This is a genomic window from Pseudoduganella sp. R-34 (assembly GCF_049904655.1).
GTDB lineage: Bacteria > Pseudomonadota > Gammaproteobacteria > Burkholderiales > Burkholderiaceae_D > Rugamonas.
The window spans coordinates 3,750,140-3,771,831 of the sequence record NZ_CP184572.1 but is presented as its reverse complement, the minus strand read 5'-3'; the positions used below and the strand labels follow the sequence as shown (position 1 = coordinate 3,771,831).

The window sequence follows — 21,692 nt, the reverse complement described above, 5'->3', positions numbered from 1 at the left end:
CATGAAGATCACGCAACTCAGCACTTATCGTGTGCCGCCACGCTGGATGTTCCTCAAGATCGAGACCGACGAGGGCATCAGCGGCTGGGGCGAACCGGTGATCGAAGGCCGTGCGCGCACCGTGGAAGCGGCGGTGCACGAGCTGGGCGAGCTGCTGGTCGGGCGCGATCCGGCGCAGATCAGCGACCTGTGGCAAGCCATGTACCGCGGCGGCTTCTATCGCGGCGGTGCGGTCTTCATGAGCGCCATTGCCGGCATCGACCAGGCTTTGTGGGACATCAAGGGCAAGGCGCTGGGGGTGCCGGTGTACCAGCTGCTTGGCGGCAAGGTGCGCGAGCGCATGAAGATCTACAGCTGGGTGGGCGGCGACCGGCCGGCCGATGTGGTGGCGGGCATCCAGACCTTGCGCGATATCGGCCTGAATACCTTCAAGATGAACGGTACCGAGGAAATGGCCATGCTCGACTGCGCCACGGCGGTGGACGCGGCCGTCGAGCGCATTGCCGGCATCCGCTCCGCCTTCGGTTACGACATCGAGTTCGGCATCGACTTTCACGGCCGGGTGGCCTGGCCGATGGCCAAGCCGCTGCTGCGCGCGCTCGAGCCCTACCGCCCCTTGTTCGTCGAAGAGCCAGTGCTGGCCGAGCAGTCGGAGTATTACCGCCGCCTGTCCGACATGACCAGCATTCCGCTGGCGGCCGGCGAGCGCATGTTCTCGCGTTTCGAATTCAAGCGCGTGCTGGAGCAGGGCGGACTGGCGATCTTGCAGCCGGACCTGTCGCACGCGGGCGGGATTAGCGAATGCCTGCGCATCGCCGCCATGGCGGAAGCCTACGACGTCACGCTGGCGCCGCACTGCCCGCTCGGCCCGGTGGCGCTGGCAGCCTGCTTGCAAGTGGACTTTGTCTCGTATAACGCCGTGCTGCAAGAGCAGAGCATGGGCATCCATTACAACAAGGGGGCAGAGCTGCTCGACTACGTGCACAACGCGGGCGACTTCCGCATGGAAGGCGGCTATATTGACCCCTTGCCTCTGCCGGGCCTGGGTGTCGACATCAATGAAGAACGGGTCATCGAGGCCAGCCGCGCAGCGCCTGACTGGCGCAATCCGCTGTGGCGGCACGCCGATGGCAGCGTGGCCGAATGGTAGCGCCAGCCTGCCTGCTGGGCATTGACTGGGGCACGAGCAACCGGCGCGCCTATGTCATCGGCGCGGAAGGGAGTTGCCTGCGCAAGCACGAGGACGCGCAGGGCGCCCTGGCGGCCCAGGGCCATTTTGCCGAGTCATTGCAGGCGCTGCGCCAGCTGCTCGAGCTCGACGCGCTGGTGCCGGTCGTCATGTCGGGCATGGTAGGCAGTGCGCAGGGCTGGCAGGAAGTGGCTTACCTCGATAGCAGCGTGCCGCTGGCGCGCCTGCCCGAGACCCTGGTGCCGGTCAGCGGCGCGCCAGGCTGCTTCATCGTGCCGGGCTACTGTTATCGCGAGCACGGCAGCATTGACGTCATGCGCGGCGAAGAGACCCAGCTCTTCGGCGCGCATTTCCTCAGGCATGGCGACGGCTGCTACGTGCTGCCGGGCACGCACAGCAAATGGGTGGAAGTTGCCGACGGCAAGATAGCGCGCCTGACCACCTTCATCACCGGCGAATTGTATGCATCCCTGCGCTCATCGGGAACCCTGGCAGCACTGATGGCCGAGGGCCATGCCGACGCAGATGCCTTGCGCGCCGGCGCCAACCGTGCGCAAAGCGCCGAAGCCCTGAGCCATACTCTGTTTGAAGCGCGCGCCCGCGTCGTGGCGGGCGATTCGAACGCAGGCGAAACGCGTTCCTATGTCAGCGGCCTGCTGATCGGCACGGAGTTCGCGGCGCGCCGTGAAGAGGCGCCCGCTGCAGCCGGCAGCATGCCTGTGCTGCACCTGATCGCCTCGGCCGAGCTGACTGCGCCGTACCGCGAGGTCGCGCAAATGCTCGGCTACGCGACAGAGTTGATTGACCCGGACCAAGCCTATTGCGCGGCCCTGGCTCGCTTCATGGAGGCAATCTGATGAGCGCAATCGACGAGTACCAGCCGCCGCTGGTTGCGATTCTTCGCGGACTGACCGCTGCGGAAGCGCCGGCAGTCGCGGCAGCACTGTTCTACAGCGGTTTCCGGATCCTGGAAGTGCCGCTGAACCGCCCGGGCGCCCTGGAATGCATCCGTCTGCTGGACGGCATGAAGCCCAACGATGGGTTGGTCGGCGGCGGCACGATGACCAGCGTCGCCGACGTGGACGCGGTCCACGCGGCCGGCGGCCGCATCATGGTCGCGCCGAATTTCGACCCGGCGGTGATGCGGCGCGCGCGCGACCTGGGCATGCTGACCCTGCCGGGCGTTGCCACGCCGACCGAAGCGCTGGCGGCGCTGGCGGCGGGCGCGGATGCGGTCAAGTGGTTTCCCGCCGAGACGCTGGGCCCGAGCGGGCTGCGTAGTGTCAAGACCATCCTGCCGCCATCGGCAAGGGTGTGGCCGGTCGGCGGCGTCAGTGCCGGCAACCTGCATGAATGGGTGCGCGCCGGCGCCGACGGTTTCGGGATTGGCGGCCGCTTGTATGAGCCGGGCATTGCCTTGCCCGAGCTCGAGTCGCGGGCGCGCGAGCTGATTGCCGCCTGGCGCGCCCGATGAAGCCCTGTGTCGAAAGCCGCTTGTTCGGGGAGCTTGCCAACGGCGAGCCGGTCATGGAATTCACGCTCGATAACGGGCAGGGCATGCTGTTATCGGTGCTTGACTACGGTTGCATCATCCGTAGCTGGCGCGTGCTGGCACGGCATCGTCCACCGCTCGATTTTGTGCTGGGTTTCGATACCATGCTTGACTACGAACGCGACACGGCCTATTTCGGGGCCGTGGTCGGGCGCTTCGCCAATCGCATAGCGGGCGGCCGCTACGTGCACGATGGCCGCGTGGTGCAGCTGACGCAAAATGAAGGCGAGAATCACCTGCATGGCGGCCGGCGCGGATTCCACAAGCAAAGCTGGCAGGGCCACGCGAGCAGCGACAACGACGCGGCGCGCATCAGCCTGTGCCGCCTCAGCCGCGACGGCGAAGAAGGCTATCCGGGTAACCTGCTGGTCATGGTCACCTACGAGCTGACGACAAGCGGGGAGCTGCGCTGCAACTACCAGGCCGTGTGCGACCGGCCGACGCCAGTGAGCATCAGCCAGCACAGCTACTTCAACCTCGCTGGCGAGGGCGACATTCTCGGGCACGAGCTGCGCCTGGACGCTGCCCACTACCTGCCGGTGCGCACGGGATTGCTGCCGAGCGGGCAGGTGAGGGAAGTGGCCGGCACGCCGTTCGACTTTCGCCTGAAGCGCCGGATCGGCAGCGCGCTGGCAGAGGCGGATGCGCAACTGGCCCTGGCGCGCGGCTATGACCACAATTTCGTGCTGGCGGGAGGGCGCGGCCCGCAGGCCTGCCTGGCTGACCCCGCGTCCGGGCGCCAGATGGAGATCTATACCGATTGCCCTGGCTTGCAGTTCTACAGCGGGAATTACCTCGATGGCGCGCTCGGCGGCAAGGGGCGCGACTTCACACGCCATGCAGGCCTGTGCCTGGAGCCGCAGCATTTCCCCGACGCGCCGAACCAGCCCGGCTTCCCGAATGCGTTCTGCGGCCCCGGCGCCCCCTACAGCGCAAGCACGCGCTATGTCATCGACAGGTGGAGGTGAATGTGGAGCTGATCGTGGATGCCCAGAATGCCTTGGGCGAATGCATTGTCTGGTGCGAGCGTACGCAATCCCTGCTGTGGACCGATATCCTGGGGCGCCGCCTGTGGCGGCACCGGCCCGCGACCGGGGTGACGCAGCAGTGGGAGATGCCGGAGCGCCTGGCGTCGTTTGCGCTGGCGGCGTCGGAAGGCCGTTTGTTGCTCGGCCTGGAAAGCCGGCTGGCCTGGTTCGACTTTGCCGCTGGCGAGGTGATGACGATCGTGGAAGTGGAGAGCGACGTCCCCGGCACGCGGCTCAACGACGGCCGTTGCGATCGCCAGGGCCGTTTCGTGTTCGGCACCATGAACGAAGCGATCGGCAGGGCGCCGATCGGGCGCTTCTACCGCCTCGGCCACAATCTGCAGCTGGAAACGCTGCCGCTGGCGCCGGTTGCGATTGCCAACAGCATCTGCTTCAGCCCGGATGGCGCCACCATGTATTTCTGCGACTCCCTGAGCGGCATAATCCGCTGCTGCGATTATGGCGATCAAGTGGCGGGCGAACGCATCTTCGCCCATTTGCCGCCCGGCTGCGGCGAGCCCGATGGCTCTGCGATCGATGCCGACGGCTTCCTCTGGAATGCCGAATGGGGCGCCGGCCGGATCGTGCGCTACCGTCCCGATGGCAGCATCGAGCGCGCGGTGGCGGTGCCGGTCAGCCAGCCGACCTGCCCCTGCTTTGGCGGCCCCGGGCTGGACCAGCTGTTCGTCACCAGTGCCCTGGTGGATTTGCTGGAAAGCGAACGCTATGCCGGCGGCGTGTTTGGCATGCCGGTGACCAACGCGGTCGGCCTGCCGGAAATGCGCTTCGGCGCTAGAATGGGGGATGACTCAGCAATTTGAACACTTCAAGCCGGTTGCCCTGAACCAAGCCAGCCGCCTGCTCAACCACGGCCCGACCGTACTCGTCACCAGCGCCCATGAGGGCCGGCGCAACATCATGGCCGCTGCCTGGTCGATGCCGGTCGAATTTACGCCGCCCCGCATTGCCGTCGTGATCGACAAGCTTACCTTCAGCCGCGAGCTGATCGCCGCCAGCGGCGTGTTCGCGGTCTGCATCCCCGGCGCCGCGGCAGCCGACCTGGCATACGCCGTTGGCACGTCGAGCGGCCGCGAAGGCGACAAGTTCGCCCGCTTCAGGCTTGACTCCCGGCCTGGCACGGCCACCGGCGCGCCGCTGCTCGCCACCGGCTGCGTGGCCTGGCTGGAGTGCCGCCTGATCCCCGAGCGCCATGCCGAAGACGCGTACGACACCTGCTTCGCACAAGTGGTGGCGGCCGCTGCCGATGAAAGAGTCTTTTCCGACGGGCACTGGTCGTTCCGTGACGACAATGCCGATCTGCACACCCTGCACCATCTTGGTGCCGGACATTTTGCGCGTGCGAGTGCGATGATAAAAGCGAAACCGCTCCCTTGATTTCTTGTTGAGCCGCCCAATCTTCGCACTCCTGTTACTGATAGAATCGAAGATGCCCGCAAGGCATCGTTCAAGGAGATTGTGATGAGCCGCAAGACACCTATCGAGCGTTACCGCAACATCGGCATCAGTGCCCATATCGACGCTGGCAAGACCACGACGACGGAGCGCATCCTGTTTTACACCGGGGTCAACCACAAGCTGGGTGAGGTGCACAACGGCGCCGCGACCATGGACTGGATGGAGCAGGAGCAGGAACGCGGCATCACCATCACCTCGGCAGCGACCACCGCCTTCTGGAAAGGCATGGGCGGGAACTTCCCCGAGCACCGCATCAATATCATCGACACGCCGGGCCACGTCGACTTCACGATCGAAGTCGAACGCTCGATGCGCGTGCTCGATGGCGCGGTCATGGTATATGACTCGGTCGGCGGCGTGCAGCCGCAATCGGAAACCGTCTGGCGCCAGGCCAACAAGTACAAGGTGCCGCGCCTTGCCTTCGTCAACAAGATGGACCGCGTCGGCGCGGACTTCTTCCGCGTGCAGCGGCAGATCAAGGACCGCCTGAAAGGCACTGCCGTGCCGATCCAGATCCCGATCGGCGCCGAGGAGAATTTCCACGGCGTGGTCGACCTGGTCAAGATGCGCGCCATCATGTGGGACGACGAGACGCTGGGCGTCAAGTTCACCTACGAGGACATTCCCGCGAACCTGAAAGAGCTGGCGCAGCAGTGGCACGACCATATGATCGAAGCCGCCGCCGAGGCGACGCCCGAGCTGACGGAGAAATACCTGAATGGCGAGACCCTGAGCGAAGACGAGATCAAGGCGGCGCTGCGCGAACGCACGATCCGCAACGAGATCGTGCCGATGCTGGCCGGCAGCGCATTCAAGAACCGCGGCGTGCAGGCGATGCTGGATGCGGTGATCGAGTACCTGCCGTCGCCGGTCGACGTGCCGGCCATCGCGGGTCACGACGAAGACGACAACGAGATCGAACGCCATCCATCGGACGACGAGCCGTTCTCCGCGCTCGCCTTCAAGATCATGACCGACCCGTTCGTCGGCCAGCTGACCTTCTTCCGCGTCTATTCGGGGATCGTGAATTCGGGCGATACCGTGTACAACCCGACCAAGGGGCAGAAAGAGCGCCTGGGCCGCATCCTGCAGATGCACGCCAACGAACGCAAGGAGATCAAGGAAGTGTTCGCGGGCGACATCGCCGCTGCCGTGGGCTTGAAGAACGTGACCACCGGGGACACGCTGAGCAATCCGGACAAGGTGATCATCCTGGAAAAAATGGTCTTCCCCGAGCCCGTGATTTCACAGGCGGTGGAGCCGAAGACCAAGGCCGACCAGGAAAAGATGGCGATCGCCCTGAACCGCCTGGCGCAGGAAGACCCGTCGTTCCGCGTGCATACCGACGAGGAATCGGGCCAGACCATCATGTCCGGCATGGGCGAGCTGCACCTGGAAATCCTGGTGGACCGCATGCGCCGCGAATTCAGCGTCGAAACCACGGTAGGCAAGCCGCAAGTGGCCTATCGCGAAACCGTGACCAAGGCGGTCAGCGATATCGAGGGCAAGTTCATCAAGCAATCAGGCGGCAAGGGCCAGTATGGCCACGTGGTGCTGAAGCTGGAACCGATGGAAGCGGGCAAGGGGTTCGAGTTCGTGGACGCCATCAAGGGTGGCGTGGTGCCGCGCGAGTTCATTCCGGCGGTGGAGAAGGGCATCCGCGAGACGCTCAATACCGGCGTGCTGGCTGGCTATCCGGTGGTCGACGTGCGCGCCACGCTGACTTTCGGCTCCTACCACGACGTGGACTCGAACGAGAACGCCTTTCGCATGGCCGGTTCGATGGCCTTCAAGGAAGGCATGCGCAGGGCTGACGCGCAGCTGCTGGAGCCCATGATGCACGTCGAGGTGGAGACGCCCGAGGAATTCATGGGCAATGTGATGGGCGACCTGACCACGCGGCGCGGCATGGTGCAGGGCATGGACGAAATCCCCGGGGGCGGCGGCAAGCAGATTCGCGCGCTGGTGCCGCTGGCGGAGATGTTCGGCTATTCCACTTCGCTGCGTTCGCTGACGCAGGGACGGGCGACCTACACCATGGAGTTCCAGCACTACGCGGCGGTGCCCAAGCACATCCTCGACCAGGTGGCGACGGCGCGCGCCGCGTCGAAGCACTAGGCCGGTTCGAGCAAGGCCGCGAATTCGTCGGCCGGGACAGGGTGGCCATACAGGTAGCCCTGTCCCTGTTCGCAACGCAGCAGTTTGAGCAGCTTGGCTTCTTCTTCGGTCTCGATCCCCTCGGCCACGACCTTGAGGTCAAGGTTGTGCGCCAGCGACACCACCGTGCTGACCAGGCCCATATAGCCCGCATCGAGCGACATGCGGGTGACGAAGGAACGGTCGATCTTCATCACGTCCACCGGCAGGCTGACCAGATAGGACAGCGAGGAATAGCCGGTGCCGAAATCGTCGATGGCCACCGGCACATCCAGCGCGCGCACCTTATTGAGGATTTCGACCACGCGGTCATGGTCCGAGACCAGGGAGCTTTCGGTAATCTCGATCGACAACGGCTGCTTGTCGGCGCCGGCCGTGTGCAGGGCATGCTCGATGTCGCTGAACAGGGAATCGCAGCGGAACTGGGCCGGCGCCACGTTGACGGCAATTTGCGGCGGCTGCAGCCCGGCATCGTGCCAGGCCCGCCAGTCCTGCATGGCGCGCTGCATGACCTGGCGGCCAACGGCGATCACCAGGCCGGTGCGCTCGAGCTCCGGCACGAATTCCGACGGCGGCACCAGGCCGCGCAGGGGATGGCGCCAGCGCACCAGCGCTTCGGCGCCGGTCAGCTTGCCGGTGCGCAGGTCGATTTTCGGCTGGTAGAAATTGACGAACTCCTGGCGTTCCAACGCGTCGCGCAATTCCACTTCAAGGCTGATCTGGCGCGCCACCACGCGGTCGGCGGCGCGGTCATACTGTCCGAAACGCAGGTCGAGGTCGCGTGCCGCGGCCAGCGCGTCCCAGGCCTTGACCAGCAACTCGTCGGCCGTGGTGCCATCGTCGGGCAGGGCGGCGGCCCCGGCGTTGATGGTGCACCAGATCTTGTGCTCCTTGACCTGGTAGGCGCCTTGCAGCATCGGCACCGCCGTCTCGTGGATGAATTCCGCGGCAGTCTGGGTACCGTGCGCGGGCAGGAAGACTGCAAAGCGGCCGACGCCGACGTGGGCCAGCAGCATGCTTTCCGCGACCACCGAGCGCAGGCGCTGGGCGATATGGCGCATCAGGCCGACGGCGGCGGCATTGCCGTAGGCGGAACTGATTTCGTCGAAACGGTTGATGTTGACCAGCAGGACCGTGCCGCGCGCGTCGGAAGCGGCCAGGGCGGCAATCTCTTCCTCGAACTGCAGCCGGCTTGGCAGCCCGGACAGCACATTGGTGCGCGCCAGCCGGTGCATTTCCTGGGCATTGACCAGGCGCTCGATCCCGTAGCTCAGCTCGTTGCTCAACTCACCGGCACGCTCGCGATAGAAGGCGTCGAAATGCTGTTCGCGGCGCGAATAGAAAGTCGCCACGCCCCAGGGCTGGTTGTTGACGAACAGCGGCACCGCCATGCAGGACGCGATCTCGTGGCCCTTGCGCGAACCCGACTGGACGCGGCCGGTGGCCAGCACATGGGCCGCCAGTTCCGCCGCCAGCCAGTCCGGCGGCGTTTCGCCAGCGCTCCAGTGGCGCTCCTGGCCTTCGCGGCTGGCCGAGGCAAACAGGTAGAGCGTGCCATCGTCGGCGCGGCGGCTGATGGCGGCGCAATCAAGGCTGGGCTGGTGCGCTGCCAGGCGGCAGGCATCAAGGCACAGCTGCTCCAGCGTGCGCGAGCGGGGGATCAGGGCGCTCATGCGCGACAGCAGCACATAAAAATTGTCATGGCGGATCAGGGCGCGTTCTTTTTCCACCTCGGTGGTGACGTCGATCGCGGAGCCGCCGGTAAAGGATTCGCCATTCACGTGAATGGGGAATTTATGCACCAGCCAATGGCGCTTGCCTTCGTCGGTTGTCTCCATGGTCTTGGTGACGTCCGGATTCTCAGGCGCGCCGTCCTGCTGCTCGAGGCCGCTTCCCATCACGTAATTGCCGGCCGCATCCCTGATCCAGAGCGGGGCCGGTGCGTGCTCGGCGAACCCGGCCAGGAAACCCCTGGCCCGGGCCAGCCCCTGGCGCAGGCTTTGCTGGGTGCGCAGGCAATGGGCGATATCGGCCAGCGCGGCATGCTGTTCGGGAGAATGCTTATCCGGCAAATGGCTGAACAAGAGCTGCTCATCCTCCAGTGCCTCGGCCGGCACCGGTTTTCCACACACAAATCCAGCCAGCCGCTGTAATTCCTCCAGCGAGCTGGACTGCAAGTGTTCAATGGATGTGCGCTTGTTCATTTGAATCACATCAGTTTGAACTTGAGCTGCACGGAGAGAGCGCCATGCAAACGTTCCTTGTATGTAGGTACGATAGCAAAGTTAACGCCAACGCGTTGGTATTCCACGCTGATCACTGGAATTGCCGCGAGGAACCATCCGCCATCGCGCATTTTTGGATAGCCATCGAAGCCGCCGATCACGGCGCCGAGTCGCACCGGGCCGATTGCCCAGGGCTGGTAATACACGCCGGCGTAATTCGACATCTGGCGGTCGCTGTTGTGAAAGCGCCCTGCAGTCACTGAGGCAACAGTGGAAAAGCGGTATTCCGCCCCGAAGCCGGGATTGGTATCGTCGAAGCCTTTGTCGCGCTGGAAGTGATAGGAGTAGAAGCCCGGATTTACCCAAAGTTCGGATAACGGCTGGTTTTCAATCACGCTAAAGGTGTCGGCAAGCGCCGGCATCGACAGGGCAGCAAAGGTAGCCCCAATGAAAAGCTTTTTCATTTATTTCCAAAAATTTAATGACTGCCGGCCAATTATAGCGTTTGTGTCATTTCTTTAGATTTCAATTGCGGGCCTTGGCATGAACAAATTGCAAAATCGTTGTAATTAAGTCATCCCCATCGACTGGCTTGGCAACGAAGCCGTTCATGCCGGCGGCATCGCATTCGGCGCGTTCGCCGATGGTGACGCCGGCGCTCATGGCAAGTACGGGCACGTCCAGGCCCAGTTCCTTGCGGATTGCCTGGGTGGCGCTGAAGCCGTCCATCACCGGCATTTGCACGTCCATCAGGACCAGGTCCACCGGCGGCTCGCCATGGCGCAGGAAATCGACAGCCTGCGCCCCGTTCTCGGCGATATGGACGTTGGCGCCGACCGCTTCCAGCATGCTGCGCGCGACCAGCTGGTTCAGCGCATTGTCCTCGGCCAGCAGGATGGATTGTCCTGTGAGCACCTTGCTGCCGCTGCTGAAGGCGCCCTGTTGGGCGCCTCCCTTGTCGGCCTGGGTGCTCAGGGCGTAGAACAGGGCGGAACGCGTCAGGGGGCGCAACAGCTCGGGGTCGGGCCGCGGGCCGCCCGTTGTATCCTGCGCGCCGCTGCGCACGCAGATACGTTGCGGCACATCGCTTGCACGCGCGGTACCGGCGAAGCTGCTGTCATAGATCAGCAAATCGTAATTGGCGCGCGCCAGGGCGGCGCCGATCCCGGCCGCGGAATCAACCGTGTCGCAGCGCCAGCCCCAGCGCGCAGCCAACTGCACCACGTCGTCGTGCAAGTGCGGCCCGGGGTCGGCGTACAGCACGCGCCAGTTGCGCTTCGCCCCGGTCAAAGCGTACGGGTCGGGCAGGTCGCCCTCGCGCAGCGGCATCAGGAAGGTGAAAGTGGTGCCGCGGCCCGGCGTGCTCGCTACTTCGATCGTGCCGCCCATCATCTGCACCAGGCGCTGGGAAATCGCGAGCCCCAGTCCGGTCCCCCCATAGCGCCGCGCCATTGAAGCGTCGGCCTGGCTGAACGGTGTGAACAGGCGTTGCAATTGCTCGGGGCTGATGCCGATGCCGGTATCGCTGACTTCCCAGCGCAGCATGCCGGGGTCGGCCGGATCGCGGCTGGCATGCACGGTGACGCTGCCGCTGTCGGTGAACTTGAGGGCATTGCTGACCAGGTTGAGCAGCACTTGCTGGATGCGCTGCACATCGCCGTGCAGCGAGACAGGCACGTCCGCATCCACGCACAGGGACAATGCCAGGCCCTTGTCGGCGCTGGTCATGGCCATGACGGCGGCCAGCGCGCACAGCACGTCCTCGACCAGGAAATCGTCGTCGACCAGCTCCAGCTTGTTGGCCTCGATCTTGGAGAAATCGAGCACATCGTTGAGCAAGGCAAGTAGGGAGCGGCCGGCACCGGAGACCATGTCGAGATATTGGCGCTGCTCGGCATTGAGCGGCGTCCGGGCCAGGATCTGGCTGACGCCCAGCACTGCATTCATCGGCGTGCGCAATTCGTGGCTGACGTTGGCGACAAAGGCGCTCTTGGCGGCGCTGGCCGATTCGGCCTGGGTCTTGGCGTCGTTCAGTTCCTTCTCGGCGGCCTTTTCGGCCGTGACGTCGCGCATGATCATGGCGTAGCCGATGCAGAGCCCATGGTCGTCGCGCACGGGGAACAGCTGTTTCAGGCCGAGGAAGGTGCTGCCGTCGCGCCGGCGGCGCAGCGAGGTCGCTTCATACTGGCCGTGTTCCAGGGCCAGGGTCATGCTGGTGATCGCATGGCTTTCGGTCGACAGGACCTTCAGGGGCTGGCCGACGATCTCTGCCGCCTTGTAGCCGAACAGCTTTTCGGCGCCATCATTCCAGGTGGTGATGGTGCCGGTCGGGTCGAGCAGCACGATGGCGTGGTTGCGGATGTGGGAAGTGAGCAGCTTGAAGCGCGCTTCCGATTCTTCCAGGCTGGCAGTCTGTTGCTCGAGCTGCTTTGCCGACTGGTCCTTGGCGCGCAGGGCAGCAATACGTTCATGCACCAGGTTGCGGCTGGCGCCGAAGAAGAGCAGGCTGATCAACGTGCCCATCACCAGCACCATGAAGGATTTGCCCTGGTCGACCGCGGCGTCGAACAGGGCGGTCGGGCGCACATTCAATGCCCAGGTCTGGCCGTTGTCGCCGACCGGCACGGACTGCAGGCTGGAAAGGCGGGTGAAGCTCTGTCCCCCGCTGCTGCCAGTGCTCGTGTACATCAGTTGCCCCTTGGTGTCCTGGAAGTAGACGTCGAGGCGCACCTCACGCAGGTCGCTGCCAAAGATGCCTTGCATGAGGTCGCCCATGCGGAAGGGACTGTAGACAAAGCCCTGCAATTCGCGATGTCCAGCGCTGTCTTTTCTATAAACCGGATTGAACATCAGGAAGCCGACCTGCTTGGGGCCTTTGATCTCCTGCACCAGCGTGATGGGGCCGCTGGCAGTCATTTTGCCCGTTTGCATGGCCGCAACCATGGCGTCCCTGCGCGTCGGTTCGGACATCATGTCGTAGCCGATCGCGAACTTGTTGCGTTCCGATTGCGGCTCCAGGTAGACGATTGCTGCATGCAGGTCGCGGTCGCCTTCCGGCCAGACCTTGATTTCCTTGTTCAGCGCGGCGACGGCGCCAGCTGGCGCAAAACGCGCATACCCCATGCCGAGCACGCCCGGATACTGCTTTGGCAGCTCCAGTCCGGTCACGAACTGCTGCCATTCTTCGCGCTCGACGCTATAGGAGGCATCGAACAGCGCCGTGCCGGCACGCAGCAGGGATTCGTAGCCCTCCATGCGCAGGCGTATGGTTTCGCGCACATTGTCCGCGGCACGCTGGAACCGCTCGCTGGTGCGGGATTCGGTGTCGTAGGTGATCCAGCCCCAGGCGCTTACGGTCAGCGTCATGCAGGCCAACAGGATCAGGATCGGGGTCCAGACGTAGCTTTCCGCGAGCCCGGGTTCCTCCTCCGTGGCCAGGACCCAGGCCAGTATGCTGCTGATCGCGAGGTAGGTCGAGAGCGAGAGCAGCGAATGGTGCAGGACGCCGGAAACAAAGGGCCCGTGGTCCATGACCGTGGCCGGTATCGCGATGCCGGAAATGATGGCGAGCGCGATGCGCACCATGGAACGCCAGCGCTTCACTGCCGCCAGGCCCAGGAAGAACAGCAGGCAGTAAGGCAGGAACTGGGCTGCGGCGAGATGCGAATCGCTCAGGAAGACAGCCAGCGTGGCAATCGCCAGCGCAGCGAGGAAGGCCCATTGGCCTGGCGACCATTGCGGCCAGGCTGGATGGGTGGGAATCGCCATCGCCAGCGGCGCCAGCAGCAACATTCCGAGGAAGTCGCCGGTCCACCAGGTGGCAGCGACTTGCCAGGTCAGTGCCGGCGGGATGATGCCGGACAGTTCGAGCGAGACCACGCCAACTGCCGCCGATGCAAGGGCGGCGACAGCAGCCACTGCGCCGAACTTGTATACCTCACGCTGGTTATTCAGAGCCATGCCGGCGATGCCAAGCCTCTGTGACAGCCAGTTGGCCACCAGTGCCTCTGAGGTATTGCCGATGGCAATCGTCAGCGAGACTGTCAGCAGCACCGGCAAGGAGGCGACGTTGTTGTTATGGAAGACAGCCAGGTTGGCGAAGAAGGCACCGGCGAGGATCGCAGGCCACAACTGCCGTCCAAAGCGCAACAGCAGCACCAGTGCGAAGCCCGATGGCGGCCAGATCGGGCTGGCATTGCTTTGCGCCAGTGCGAGCATCAGGCCAAGCCGCGCCAGCAGGTAATACGCTCCAGTAGCGAGCAGCAGGACTGTCAGCGTACGCAGGCGAAGTGGCATGGTGCGGAGAGCGGGTCAGTGGTGATGCCTTTATATCATGGAAGATGTACAAGGCTGAAATGAAGTTGTCACATTTGCCCCGTAGCATGTCAACATGCAATTGACTCCAGAAAATCGAATCCGCTTGCGCGGCACGGTATTTGGCAAGACCGAGGCGGGCCGGGTGGAATTTGTCCAGCGTAGCGCCGGGCTCTCGGCACGCCAGCGCTCCGTGCTGATCCTGATCGACGGCCAAAAGGCCTTCGGTGAAATCGAGACCTGGCTGGGTGAAGACGAAATGCTGGAGGCGGTGGAAGCCTTGCTGCGCAAGGGACTGGTGGGGATCAGTTCGGCGCCAGCGCCGGTGCCGGCGGCAAGCCATCCTGCCGCCATCGGTACGGCAGCGCTGGCGGCGGCACGCGAATTCATGGTGGCCGCAGCGCGCAAGCACCTCGGCCTGATGGCGGCCGACCTGGTGCGCCGCATCGAACATGCAAAAGACGAAAGCCAGCTGGCCGGCGTCATCGGCCTGTGGCATGTCTCATTGAGGGAATCGAAGACCGGCAAGCCCTGCGCCGAGGGCTTGCTGGCAGAAGCGCGCGCCTTGCTGGCTTAGTTCGGCCGCTTGCGGTGGAACACCAGCGGGCTGTATGGCACCGCCGATGGAGGAGGGGAGTTCAGGATGCCCGGCTTCATGGCGCCTACCACGTGCATCTCGCACGGCTTGCAATCGAAGCGCAGCGTATAGGTGTGGTCGCCGCTGACGAGCGTCATCGGTTCCGCCTTGACCTGGCCCTGCACCCCTTGCACGCCCTTGGCCTGTTTCGGGCACAGGTTGAACGAAAAGCGCAGGCAATGCTTGGTGATCATGAGCGGCACTTCGCCCGCTTCCTCGTGCGCCTCGTAGGCCGCATCGATCAGCGCAACGCCATGCTTGTGATAGAACTCGCGCGCCTTTTCGTTATAGACGTTGGCGAGGTAGCTCAGTTGCGTATCCGGATAGACAGCGCGCGGTTCGGCGGGCGCCTTGCGCTTTGGACGCTGCCAGGCCGCCAGCCGGGCCGCTTCATGCGCGGCCACCGCATCGCGGCGCAGGGCGTTGATTGCCGATGAAGGCAGGAACCAGGCCTGCGACAGTTTCAGCTCGACGTGATCGGCCACGAACATGGTGTTGCCCAGCTTCGCCAGGCTGGCCCGCAAGCCGCTTTCAGCCTGCTCGGCGTTCTGCGCCGGCTGCAGCGCCATTGCCGCATCGGTAGTGCTGACGATCCCATCTTCATCGATGATCGAGAGACGCAGCCCGCCCTGGGTCTCGGCCAATGTCAGTTGCAGGCCCACATGGCGGTCGGAAGACTTCTTGTGCAGTGCCGCTTCCCACTGGTGGTCGCGGTTGCGGTGAATCACGGTGCCGACTTTCAAGCCTGGCAGGGCCGCCATTTGCTCGTTCGGGAACACGCGCCAGCGTTGGCCGTCTTCGCTATCGCCCAGCTTTTCGGCCTTGTTGGCCTGGATGCCGACCGTGGTGCGCTTGTTCATGTAATTCAGGCCGTCGCCGTTGGCCATCGGCGCATTGGTGATGACGTCGATATGGTCGCCGCCCATGCGCACCACGGTGCCCAGTTCCACGCCGACGTATTTCGGCGAATCGAAGGCGCCGATATCGTCCTGGCGGCCATTGGCGAAGTAGTCGGTGTGGCCGCGGTGGAAAGTCTTGTCGACGTCCGGCGTGAACAGCACGCGGGTGCGGCCACTGGCGGCGCGGGCGAACTCGGGACGGCGCTCCAGCAGTTCATCGAGCAGCAGGCGGTAGTGGGCGGTGATGTTCTTCACATAGCCCATGTCCTTGTAGCGGCCTTCGATCTTGAAGGAGCGGATGCCGGCATCGACCAGCGCTTCCAGGTTCGCGCTCTGGTCGTTGTCCTTCATCGACAGCAGGTGCTTTTCAAAGGCGACGACGCGGCCCTGGTTGTCGGACAGCGTGTACGGCAGGCGGCAAGCCTGCGAGCAATCGCCGCGATTGGCGCTGCGGCCGGTGTCTGCATGCGAGATATAGCACTGGCCGGAGAAGGCCACGCACAGCGCGCCGTGTACGAAGTATTCAAGCGGGGTGTCCACCTGGGCGCGAATCTGCTTGATCTTCTCGAGCGTCAGTTCGCGCGCCAGCACCAGCTGCGAGAAACCTACGTCACCCAGGAACTTGGCTTTTTCCACCGTGCGGATGTCGCACTGGGTGGAAGCGTGCAGCTGGATCGGCGGCAGGTCCAGTTCGAGCAGGCCCATATCCTGGATGATCAGCGCATCGACGCCGGCCTCGTACAGTTGCCAGATCTGTTTGCGCGCCAGGTCAAGCTCCGAATCGTGCATGATGGTGTTCATGGTCACGAAGATGCGCGAGCGGTAGCGGTGGGCGAATTCCACCAGCGAGGAAATATCCTCGATCGGATTGCTGGCGTTGTGGCGAGCGCCAAAGGCGGGACCGCCGATATAGACGGCATCGGCGCCGTGCAGGATGGCTTCGCGGCCAATTTCCGCGGTCTTGGCTGGCGCCAGCAGTTCGAGCTCGTGATCAAGCAATGACATTCTGAGATAACCCTACAGTTGCAAGGGTGGATATTATACCGGCTCGCTGAAGGCGCGATCGCCCAGTTTTTCCTTCATGTAGTCGACAAACGACGCGATCCGCGCCGACAGTGCCGTATTGCGGTAGTAGACGGCATTGATCGGTTGCCGAACCTCCAACGTTTCTTCGGCCAGGACTTGTACCAGGCGGCCGGACTTGCGGTCGGCATTGCTCAGGAAGTCCGACAGGCAGACAACGCCGGCCCCGTGCAGCGCCAGGTGCAGCAGGGTTTCGCCGCTTGAGGTGTAGATATCCGGCGTGACGTGCACGGGCTGGCCGTCGGCGTCCTCCAATGGCCAGTCGTTCAGGGTCTCCGGCTGGTTGAAGCCCAGGATCGTGTGGTTGGCCAGGTCTGCCACGTTGGCCGGCGGGCCGTGCTTTTCCAGGTAGGCGGGACTGGCGAGGATGCGCAGGCGGCCGGTTCCGATCGGCGTCGCGTGCAGGGTCGAATCGCGCAGGCGGCCAATGCGAAAGGCGACGTCGGTACGCTTTTCCATCAGGTCGGTGATCCCTTCATTGCTGTTCAGCTCAAGCTCCACGCGCGGGAAACGTTCGCGGTAGCCGTTCACCAGCGGCACGATGACGTGCAACATGAAGGGCGTCGATGCATCGATGCGCAGCCTCCCGGCAGGACCCTGGCGGCGCAGCGACATCTTCTCTTCGGTTTCTTCCACCTTGGCGACAATGGTGCGGGCGCAATCGAGGAAAGCCTTGCCTTCCTCGGTCAGCTCGAGGCGGCGCGTGGTACGGCGAACCAGCGTGGTTTCGAGTTTCTCTTCGAGGCGGGTCAGGGTGCGGCTGGCTGCGGAAACCGTCAATCCCAGGCGTTCAGCGGCGGCGCTGATCGATCCTGTGGCCACAATGGCAATAAATGCCTGCATCTCGTCAAGGGTAGTCTTCATATCTTTGATTATTGCTCAAATATCTTTCTCGGAAAACCGGCTTTTTCCGCAAAAGTCTTGAAGCTAGAGTGGCAGCCTCATTGAACCCAGCAAGGAACTGAAAAATGACTATCCCATCGTTTGGCGCAGGCACCTTCCGCCTGCAAGGACAGGCCGCTTTCGACTCGGTCCGCAATGCCATTGAAGCGGGTTATCGCGCGATCGACACGGCGCAAATCTACGGCAACGAGACTGAAGTCGGCCAGGCTGTCGCCGAATCCGGCGTCGCCCGCAAGGAGCTGTTCCTGACCACCAAGGTCTGGAACGACAACTTTGCCGCCGACCGGCTGGTCGCCAGCCTGGAAGAAAGCCTGGTCAAGCTGAGCACAGATTACGTCGACCTGGCGCTGATCCACTGGCCGCTGAGCAAGGTGCCGGTCGAACAATACATGGTGGCGCTGGCGACAGCGCGCGAGCGCGGCCTGGCGCGCCAGATCGGCATTTCGAACTTCAATATTGATTACACCAGGCGCGCCATCGCTGCCGTCGGCGCCGGTCAGATCGCGACCAACCAGATCGAGCTGAGCCCCTACCTGCAGAACCGCAAACTGGTGGACTTCCTGCAGGGGCAGGGCATCCACGTCACTTCGTATATGACGCTGGGCTATGGCAAGGTGCTGGACGACCCGGCGATTGGCGCCATTGCTGCGCGCCGCAATGCAACGCCAGCGCAGGTGACGCTGGCCTGGGCAATGCAGCTCGGGTACGCGGTTATCCCATCGTCAACCAAGCGCGAAAACCTGGCCAGCAACCTCCAGGCCACCCGCCTTCAATTGAGCGCACAGGACATGGTCGACATCGCAGCGTTGGAACGCAACGGCCGCATGGTCAACCCGGAAGGCCTGGCGCCGGCCTGGGACTGACGCCCCGGGCCGGCACGGCTGTCGTACTTACAGCGATTTCAGGAAGGCCAGCAAGGCTTCACGGTCCGCCGGGGACAGGGCGGCGAAGCGCTGGCGCGAGGCCTCACCCTCGCCGCCGTGCCACATGATGGCCTCGGTCAGGTTGCGCGCGCGGCCATCGTGCAGGTAGCCGGCCTTGCCGCCATTGCCCATCACCTTGTCGGTATAGCCGATACCCCACAGCGGCGCGGTACGCCACATGCCGCCCCTGGCCTGGCCTTCGACAAAATTGTCGGCCAGTCCGGCGCCCATGTCGTGCAGCAGCAGATCCGTATAGGGGCGGATCACCTGGTTGCGCAGCTCCGCCAGCAGATGTCCCGGGCCGGTGCGCATTTCCACCGTATGGCATGCCGAACAACGCATGGCCTGGAACAGGCGCGATCCGGCGCCTACTTGCTGCGCGTCGACGCGCAATTCTTCGAGCGGCGCCACGCCTTTCGGGAAACCGCTTGGCAGGCTGCGCTGTGCAGGAACGGCGACCAGGGCCAGGTACTGCGAGATCAGCTGTAGTTCGGCCTCGCTCACACCGCGCTGTGCAGTGGCAGTTTTACAACCGGCAGGGTCGCTGCCGCAACTGCGGTTCGGGTAGACCGGCGATGTCACTGCCATGTCCTGCAACAGTGCCGCTGCGGCCTGGTGGCGCAGCGTTGCCTTGGCGGCTTTCCAGCCAAAGCGGCCCAGGCGCACCGCGCCGGTTTCGGGATCGTAGACGAAGTTGGCGACGCCTTTGACGCCATCCGCATCCGGGGCGCTGCGGACGCGGGCCAGGATATCGGCTTCGGGAACCGCTTCCAGCAAGCCGGTGCCGATCATCGGCTGCGCGGCGCGCAGTGACGCAATCTCCGGCGCCGGTCCTTCGTAGGCGAGCAGGGGCTTGCGCAATTCCACAGCCGTGCCGTCGGCCAGCGTTGCCGAGCGTGTCTCGAAGCCGGCAACTCGCACGCCGGTGCCCCAGTTCTGTGGAGCGCCGGTGCTGGAGAAAGCGTTCATCTGCACCGCGGTTCCATACAGAGGGTGCGGCAACTGCTGGCCGTCCGCTCCCGTCACGGCGACCCGAACCGACATGGTGTCCAGCTTCTGGTTGACGGCAAATGGTGCCGGGCTGCGGCCATTGTTGACGTGGCAGCCGATGCAGGCCGAATGGTTGAAGCGCGGCCCCTGCAGGCCCACGGCAGGTGTGTAGCGGTCGTTGCCGGCCTCATTATGGTCGCCCGTGGTGAAACTGGTGTGGATCAGGCGGCGGCCTTCGACAAAGCGCTGCATATTCTGCATGCCTGCATTGTTCTGCGGCTGCTGGAACATGAACAGGCCGTTGTCCGAATAATTGTAGGACACCGAACCAAGGCCGCCTGACAGGGTCTCCGCCGGCAGCGGCACCGAATTGAGGCGCGGCTGCACGCCATACCATGGGCGCAGGCCGGTGCCGACCACATAGATCCATTCGGCTGAATAGTAGCGGATGCCGCCGCTATCGCCCTTGCCGAGCATGGACTCGCTAGTGGAAAACATGGAGGGAGACACTTCGATCGCATCGCCCAGCACCAGCGGCCGCGCCGGGATATTGCTGCCATTCGGGAAGCCGTTTGCATCGAGCCCGTTCATCCCGGGATACTGCTTGACCAGCAGCGTGCAGGCGCCATTGATGCCTCCCGGCGCCGAGAGCTGACCGGCCGCAGGGTAGGGCGTCGGTTTGCAGACCTTGACGTTGTGATCGACCAGCTCCCCTGGCGCCATCCAGCCATAACCGGTGACGCCCGGGCGGTCGATGGCGCGGAAGAAGGCAATTCCGCCGGACAGGAAATCGACCGTCGTGTACTGGTTGACGACCAGCGTAGGCTTGGTGACGCCGGGAACGCGGCTGTTGTCGACGATTTCCACGCCCCAGGTGCGGTTCTTGAAGTATTGCGGCACGAAGGTGAGGTAGTTGCCGGGGCCTTTATCGACAGCCTGTCCGGTTGCCGGATCGACGGTCTCGTTCGGGCCGTAGCCGACTTCATTCCACTCCTCGCCGCGCTCGCGGCCGTGGCGTGCGAAGCCGCGTGCGCCGAAGCGGGTGACAAGGGTGCCGTCTGCCAGCGTGAATTGCAGCGTCTCCAGTGGAGATGGCGCCACTGGCAACGGCACGATATCCTGGCCGCCGGCCGGGAAGCGCAACGCCGACGTCGCGCCGGGCTGCAGGGTGTTGTCGCTGCCCGGCGACTTGAACTCCACCTCGAACAGCGAATAGCCGTACTGCGTTGCGCGGGCAATGCCCTGCATGCGGACATAGCGGGCATTGATGCCGAGGTTGAAGAATTCTTCCGTGCCGCCCCGGCCGTTGCTGACGAGGCGCAGTTGCGACCAATTGCTGCCATCGTCTGAGACAAGCAGGGAATACTGCTTGGCATAGGCATTTTCCCAGGACAGCTTCATGTAGCCGATGGCAGTCCGGGCGCCGAAATCGAACTGGATCCAGGCGCCATCCTCCCTGGCGCTGGCCCAGCGCGTGCTGGCCAGCCCGTCTATCGCGGCGGAGGCCGGCATGCCCGCGTTCTCCACCGCGGACGAAGTTGCGGCGAGCGGCTTCACCGCAACGCCAGGCGCAGCAGGATCGCCAGGCAGCGGTTCCGGTTGCGGTGTCGGGGTGGGGGAAGCCGGCGTGCCGGTGAACGCCTGGATCTCGACGATCGAATAGCCGTATTGGGAGGAGCGCTTGATACCCTTCATGCGCAAATATCGGCCCTGGCCAGCGAGGCCGGACCAGTCCTCGGTGCCGCCCTGGCTGTTTTGCACGGACTTGATCGTGGTCCAGGTAGCGTTGTCATCCGATACCTGAAGCTGATATTCGCTTGCGTGGGCATTTTCCCAGGCAATCCTGACGCGGTTGATGGCGACCGGCTTGCCGTAATCCAGCGTCAGGTACTGGTCGTCGGTAAAGCCGCTGCTCCAGCGCGTGCCGTCGTTATGGTCGATGGCCGCTGCGGCAGACAGGTCGCCGCGTTCAACCGCAGAAGCGGTGGCGCCTGCCGGCGTCAAGGCAACTTCCGTTGTTTGCACCGCGCTCTCGGCCTTGAGCACTGTTCCCGGTGCCGTACTGTCGCTTCCATTACCGCCGCCGCAAGCTGCCAGCAGCGTGGCGAGGGCAAGGGGCAAACCGCGGGTGATCCTGTGTTTGGTGAACATGATGCCTCCGTAAGTGGAATCCTTTCCAATTGCTGGTAGGCAATATTGTCCATCTGGATACGAAAGTCAAGCGTGCGTCGCACTTGCTAGTGATGAAGCCTGGGATCATTGCCATCAGGCCGGTGAAGATCAAGTATGATCGCGGCTGGCATAGGCATGGGTGGA

At 64.0% G+C, this 21,692-nt stretch carries 15 protein-coding genes; 9 read left to right on the top strand and 6 right to left on the bottom strand.

Translation table 11 applies throughout. The features are described 5' to 3' along the window. The first annotated feature begins 1 nt into the window (after position 1). From dgoD to fusA, 7 genes are all read left to right on the top strand, one after another. Positions 2 to 1,150, top strand: a complete 1,149-nt coding sequence (gene dgoD / locus ACN9MW_RS17250) for a galactonate dehydratase (protein WP_426161668.1) — start codon at positions 2 to 4, stop codon at positions 1,148 to 1,150. Further along, on the top strand, positions 1,144 to 2,046 hold the full coding sequence (locus ACN9MW_RS17245) for a 2-dehydro-3-deoxygalactonokinase (RefSeq protein ID WP_426161667.1): 903 nt from the start codon (positions 1,144 to 1,146) through the stop codon (positions 2,044 to 2,046). Before dgoD ends, ACN9MW_RS17245 begins: the two co-directional genes overlap by 7 nt. Further along, positions 2,046 to 2,663, top strand: coding sequence for a 2-dehydro-3-deoxy-6-phosphogalactonate aldolase (locus ACN9MW_RS17240; RefSeq protein WP_426161666.1), 618 nt, complete (start codon positions 2,046 to 2,048; stop codon positions 2,661 to 2,663). The genes ACN9MW_RS17245 and ACN9MW_RS17240 overlap by 1 nt, the downstream gene beginning before the upstream one ends. Beyond that, positions 2,660 to 3,709: an aldose epimerase family protein gene (locus tag ACN9MW_RS17235; RefSeq protein WP_426161665.1), complete on the top strand. Its 1,050-nt coding sequence runs from the start codon at positions 2,660 to 2,662 to the stop codon at positions 3,707 to 3,709. The genes ACN9MW_RS17240 and ACN9MW_RS17235 overlap by 4 nt, the downstream gene beginning before the upstream one ends. Before the next feature lie 2 nt (positions 3,710 to 3,711). Next, positions 3,712 to 4,590, top strand: a complete 879-nt coding sequence (locus tag ACN9MW_RS17230; protein WP_426161664.1) for an SMP-30/gluconolactonase/LRE family protein — start codon at positions 3,712 to 3,714, stop codon at positions 4,588 to 4,590. After that, the gene (locus ACN9MW_RS17225; protein ID WP_426161663.1) at positions 4,574 to 5,164 is read left to right on the top strand and encodes a flavin reductase family protein; all 591 of its coding nucleotides are present in this window, start codon (positions 4,574 to 4,576) and stop codon (positions 5,162 to 5,164) included. The genes ACN9MW_RS17230 and ACN9MW_RS17225 overlap by 17 nt, the downstream gene beginning before the upstream one ends. A gap of 84 nt (positions 5,165 to 5,248) precedes the next feature. Continuing rightward, complete coding sequence (fusA, locus tag ACN9MW_RS17220) at positions 5,249 to 7,363, top strand: elongation factor G (protein WP_426161662.1); 2,115 nt, start codon at positions 5,249 to 5,251, stop codon at positions 7,361 to 7,363. On the opposite strand, the gene ACN9MW_RS17215 is transcribed toward fusA, so the two are convergent. From ACN9MW_RS17215 to ACN9MW_RS17205, 3 genes are all read right to left on the bottom strand, one after another. After that, a complete protein-coding gene (locus ACN9MW_RS17215; RefSeq protein WP_426161661.1) occupies positions 7,360 to 9,606 on the bottom strand; it encodes a putative bifunctional diguanylate cyclase/phosphodiesterase in 2,247 nt (748 codons plus the stop codon). The two genes, fusA and ACN9MW_RS17215, sit on opposite strands and share 4 nt — an antisense overlap. 5 nt (positions 9,607 to 9,611) lie before the next feature. Beyond that, the gene (locus ACN9MW_RS17210; protein ID WP_426161660.1) at positions 9,612 to 10,091 is read right to left on the bottom strand and encodes a hypothetical protein; all 480 of its coding nucleotides are present in this window, start codon (positions 10,089 to 10,091) and stop codon (positions 9,612 to 9,614) included. Between the two features lie 61 nt (positions 10,092 to 10,152). Beyond that, the gene (locus tag ACN9MW_RS17205; RefSeq protein ID WP_426161659.1) at positions 10,153 to 13,923 is read right to left on the bottom strand and encodes a CHASE domain-containing protein; all 3,771 of its coding nucleotides are present in this window, start codon (positions 13,921 to 13,923) and stop codon (positions 10,153 to 10,155) included. Between the two features lie 94 nt (positions 13,924 to 14,017). Here ACN9MW_RS17205 and ACN9MW_RS17200 point away from each other — a divergent pair, with 94 nt between their 5' ends. Next, positions 14,018 to 14,518 carry a hypothetical protein gene (locus ACN9MW_RS17200; protein WP_426161658.1) on the top strand — a complete coding sequence of 167 codons (501 nt, stop codon included), beginning with the start codon at positions 14,018 to 14,020 and terminating at the stop codon, positions 14,516 to 14,518. On the opposite strand, the gene ACN9MW_RS17195 is transcribed toward ACN9MW_RS17200, so the two are convergent. Next, a complete protein-coding gene (locus ACN9MW_RS17195) occupies positions 14,515 to 16,482 on the bottom strand; it encodes a peptidase U32 family protein (protein WP_426161657.1) in 1,968 nt (655 codons plus the stop codon). The genes ACN9MW_RS17200 and ACN9MW_RS17195 overlap by 4 nt on opposite strands. A 33-nt stretch (positions 16,483 to 16,515) precedes the next feature. Further along, positions 16,516 to 17,424, bottom strand: coding sequence for a LysR substrate-binding domain-containing protein (locus ACN9MW_RS17190; RefSeq protein ID WP_426161656.1), 909 nt, complete (start codon positions 17,422 to 17,424; stop codon positions 16,516 to 16,518). Between the two features lie 104 nt (positions 17,425 to 17,528). Here ACN9MW_RS17190 and dkgB point away from each other — a divergent pair, with 104 nt between their 5' ends. Next, positions 17,529 to 18,326 carry a 2,5-didehydrogluconate reductase DkgB gene (dkgB, locus tag ACN9MW_RS17185; RefSeq protein WP_426161655.1) on the top strand — a complete coding sequence of 266 codons (798 nt, stop codon included), beginning with the start codon at positions 17,529 to 17,531 and terminating at the stop codon, positions 18,324 to 18,326. A 27-nt stretch (positions 18,327 to 18,353) separates the two neighbouring features. On the opposite strand, the gene ACN9MW_RS17180 is transcribed toward dkgB, so the two are convergent. Further along, the gene (locus ACN9MW_RS17180; protein ID WP_426161654.1) at positions 18,354 to 21,527 is read right to left on the bottom strand and encodes a di-heme oxidoredictase family protein; all 3,174 of its coding nucleotides are present in this window, start codon (positions 21,525 to 21,527) and stop codon (positions 18,354 to 18,356) included. Between the last annotated feature and the right edge of the window lie 165 nt (positions 21,528 to 21,692).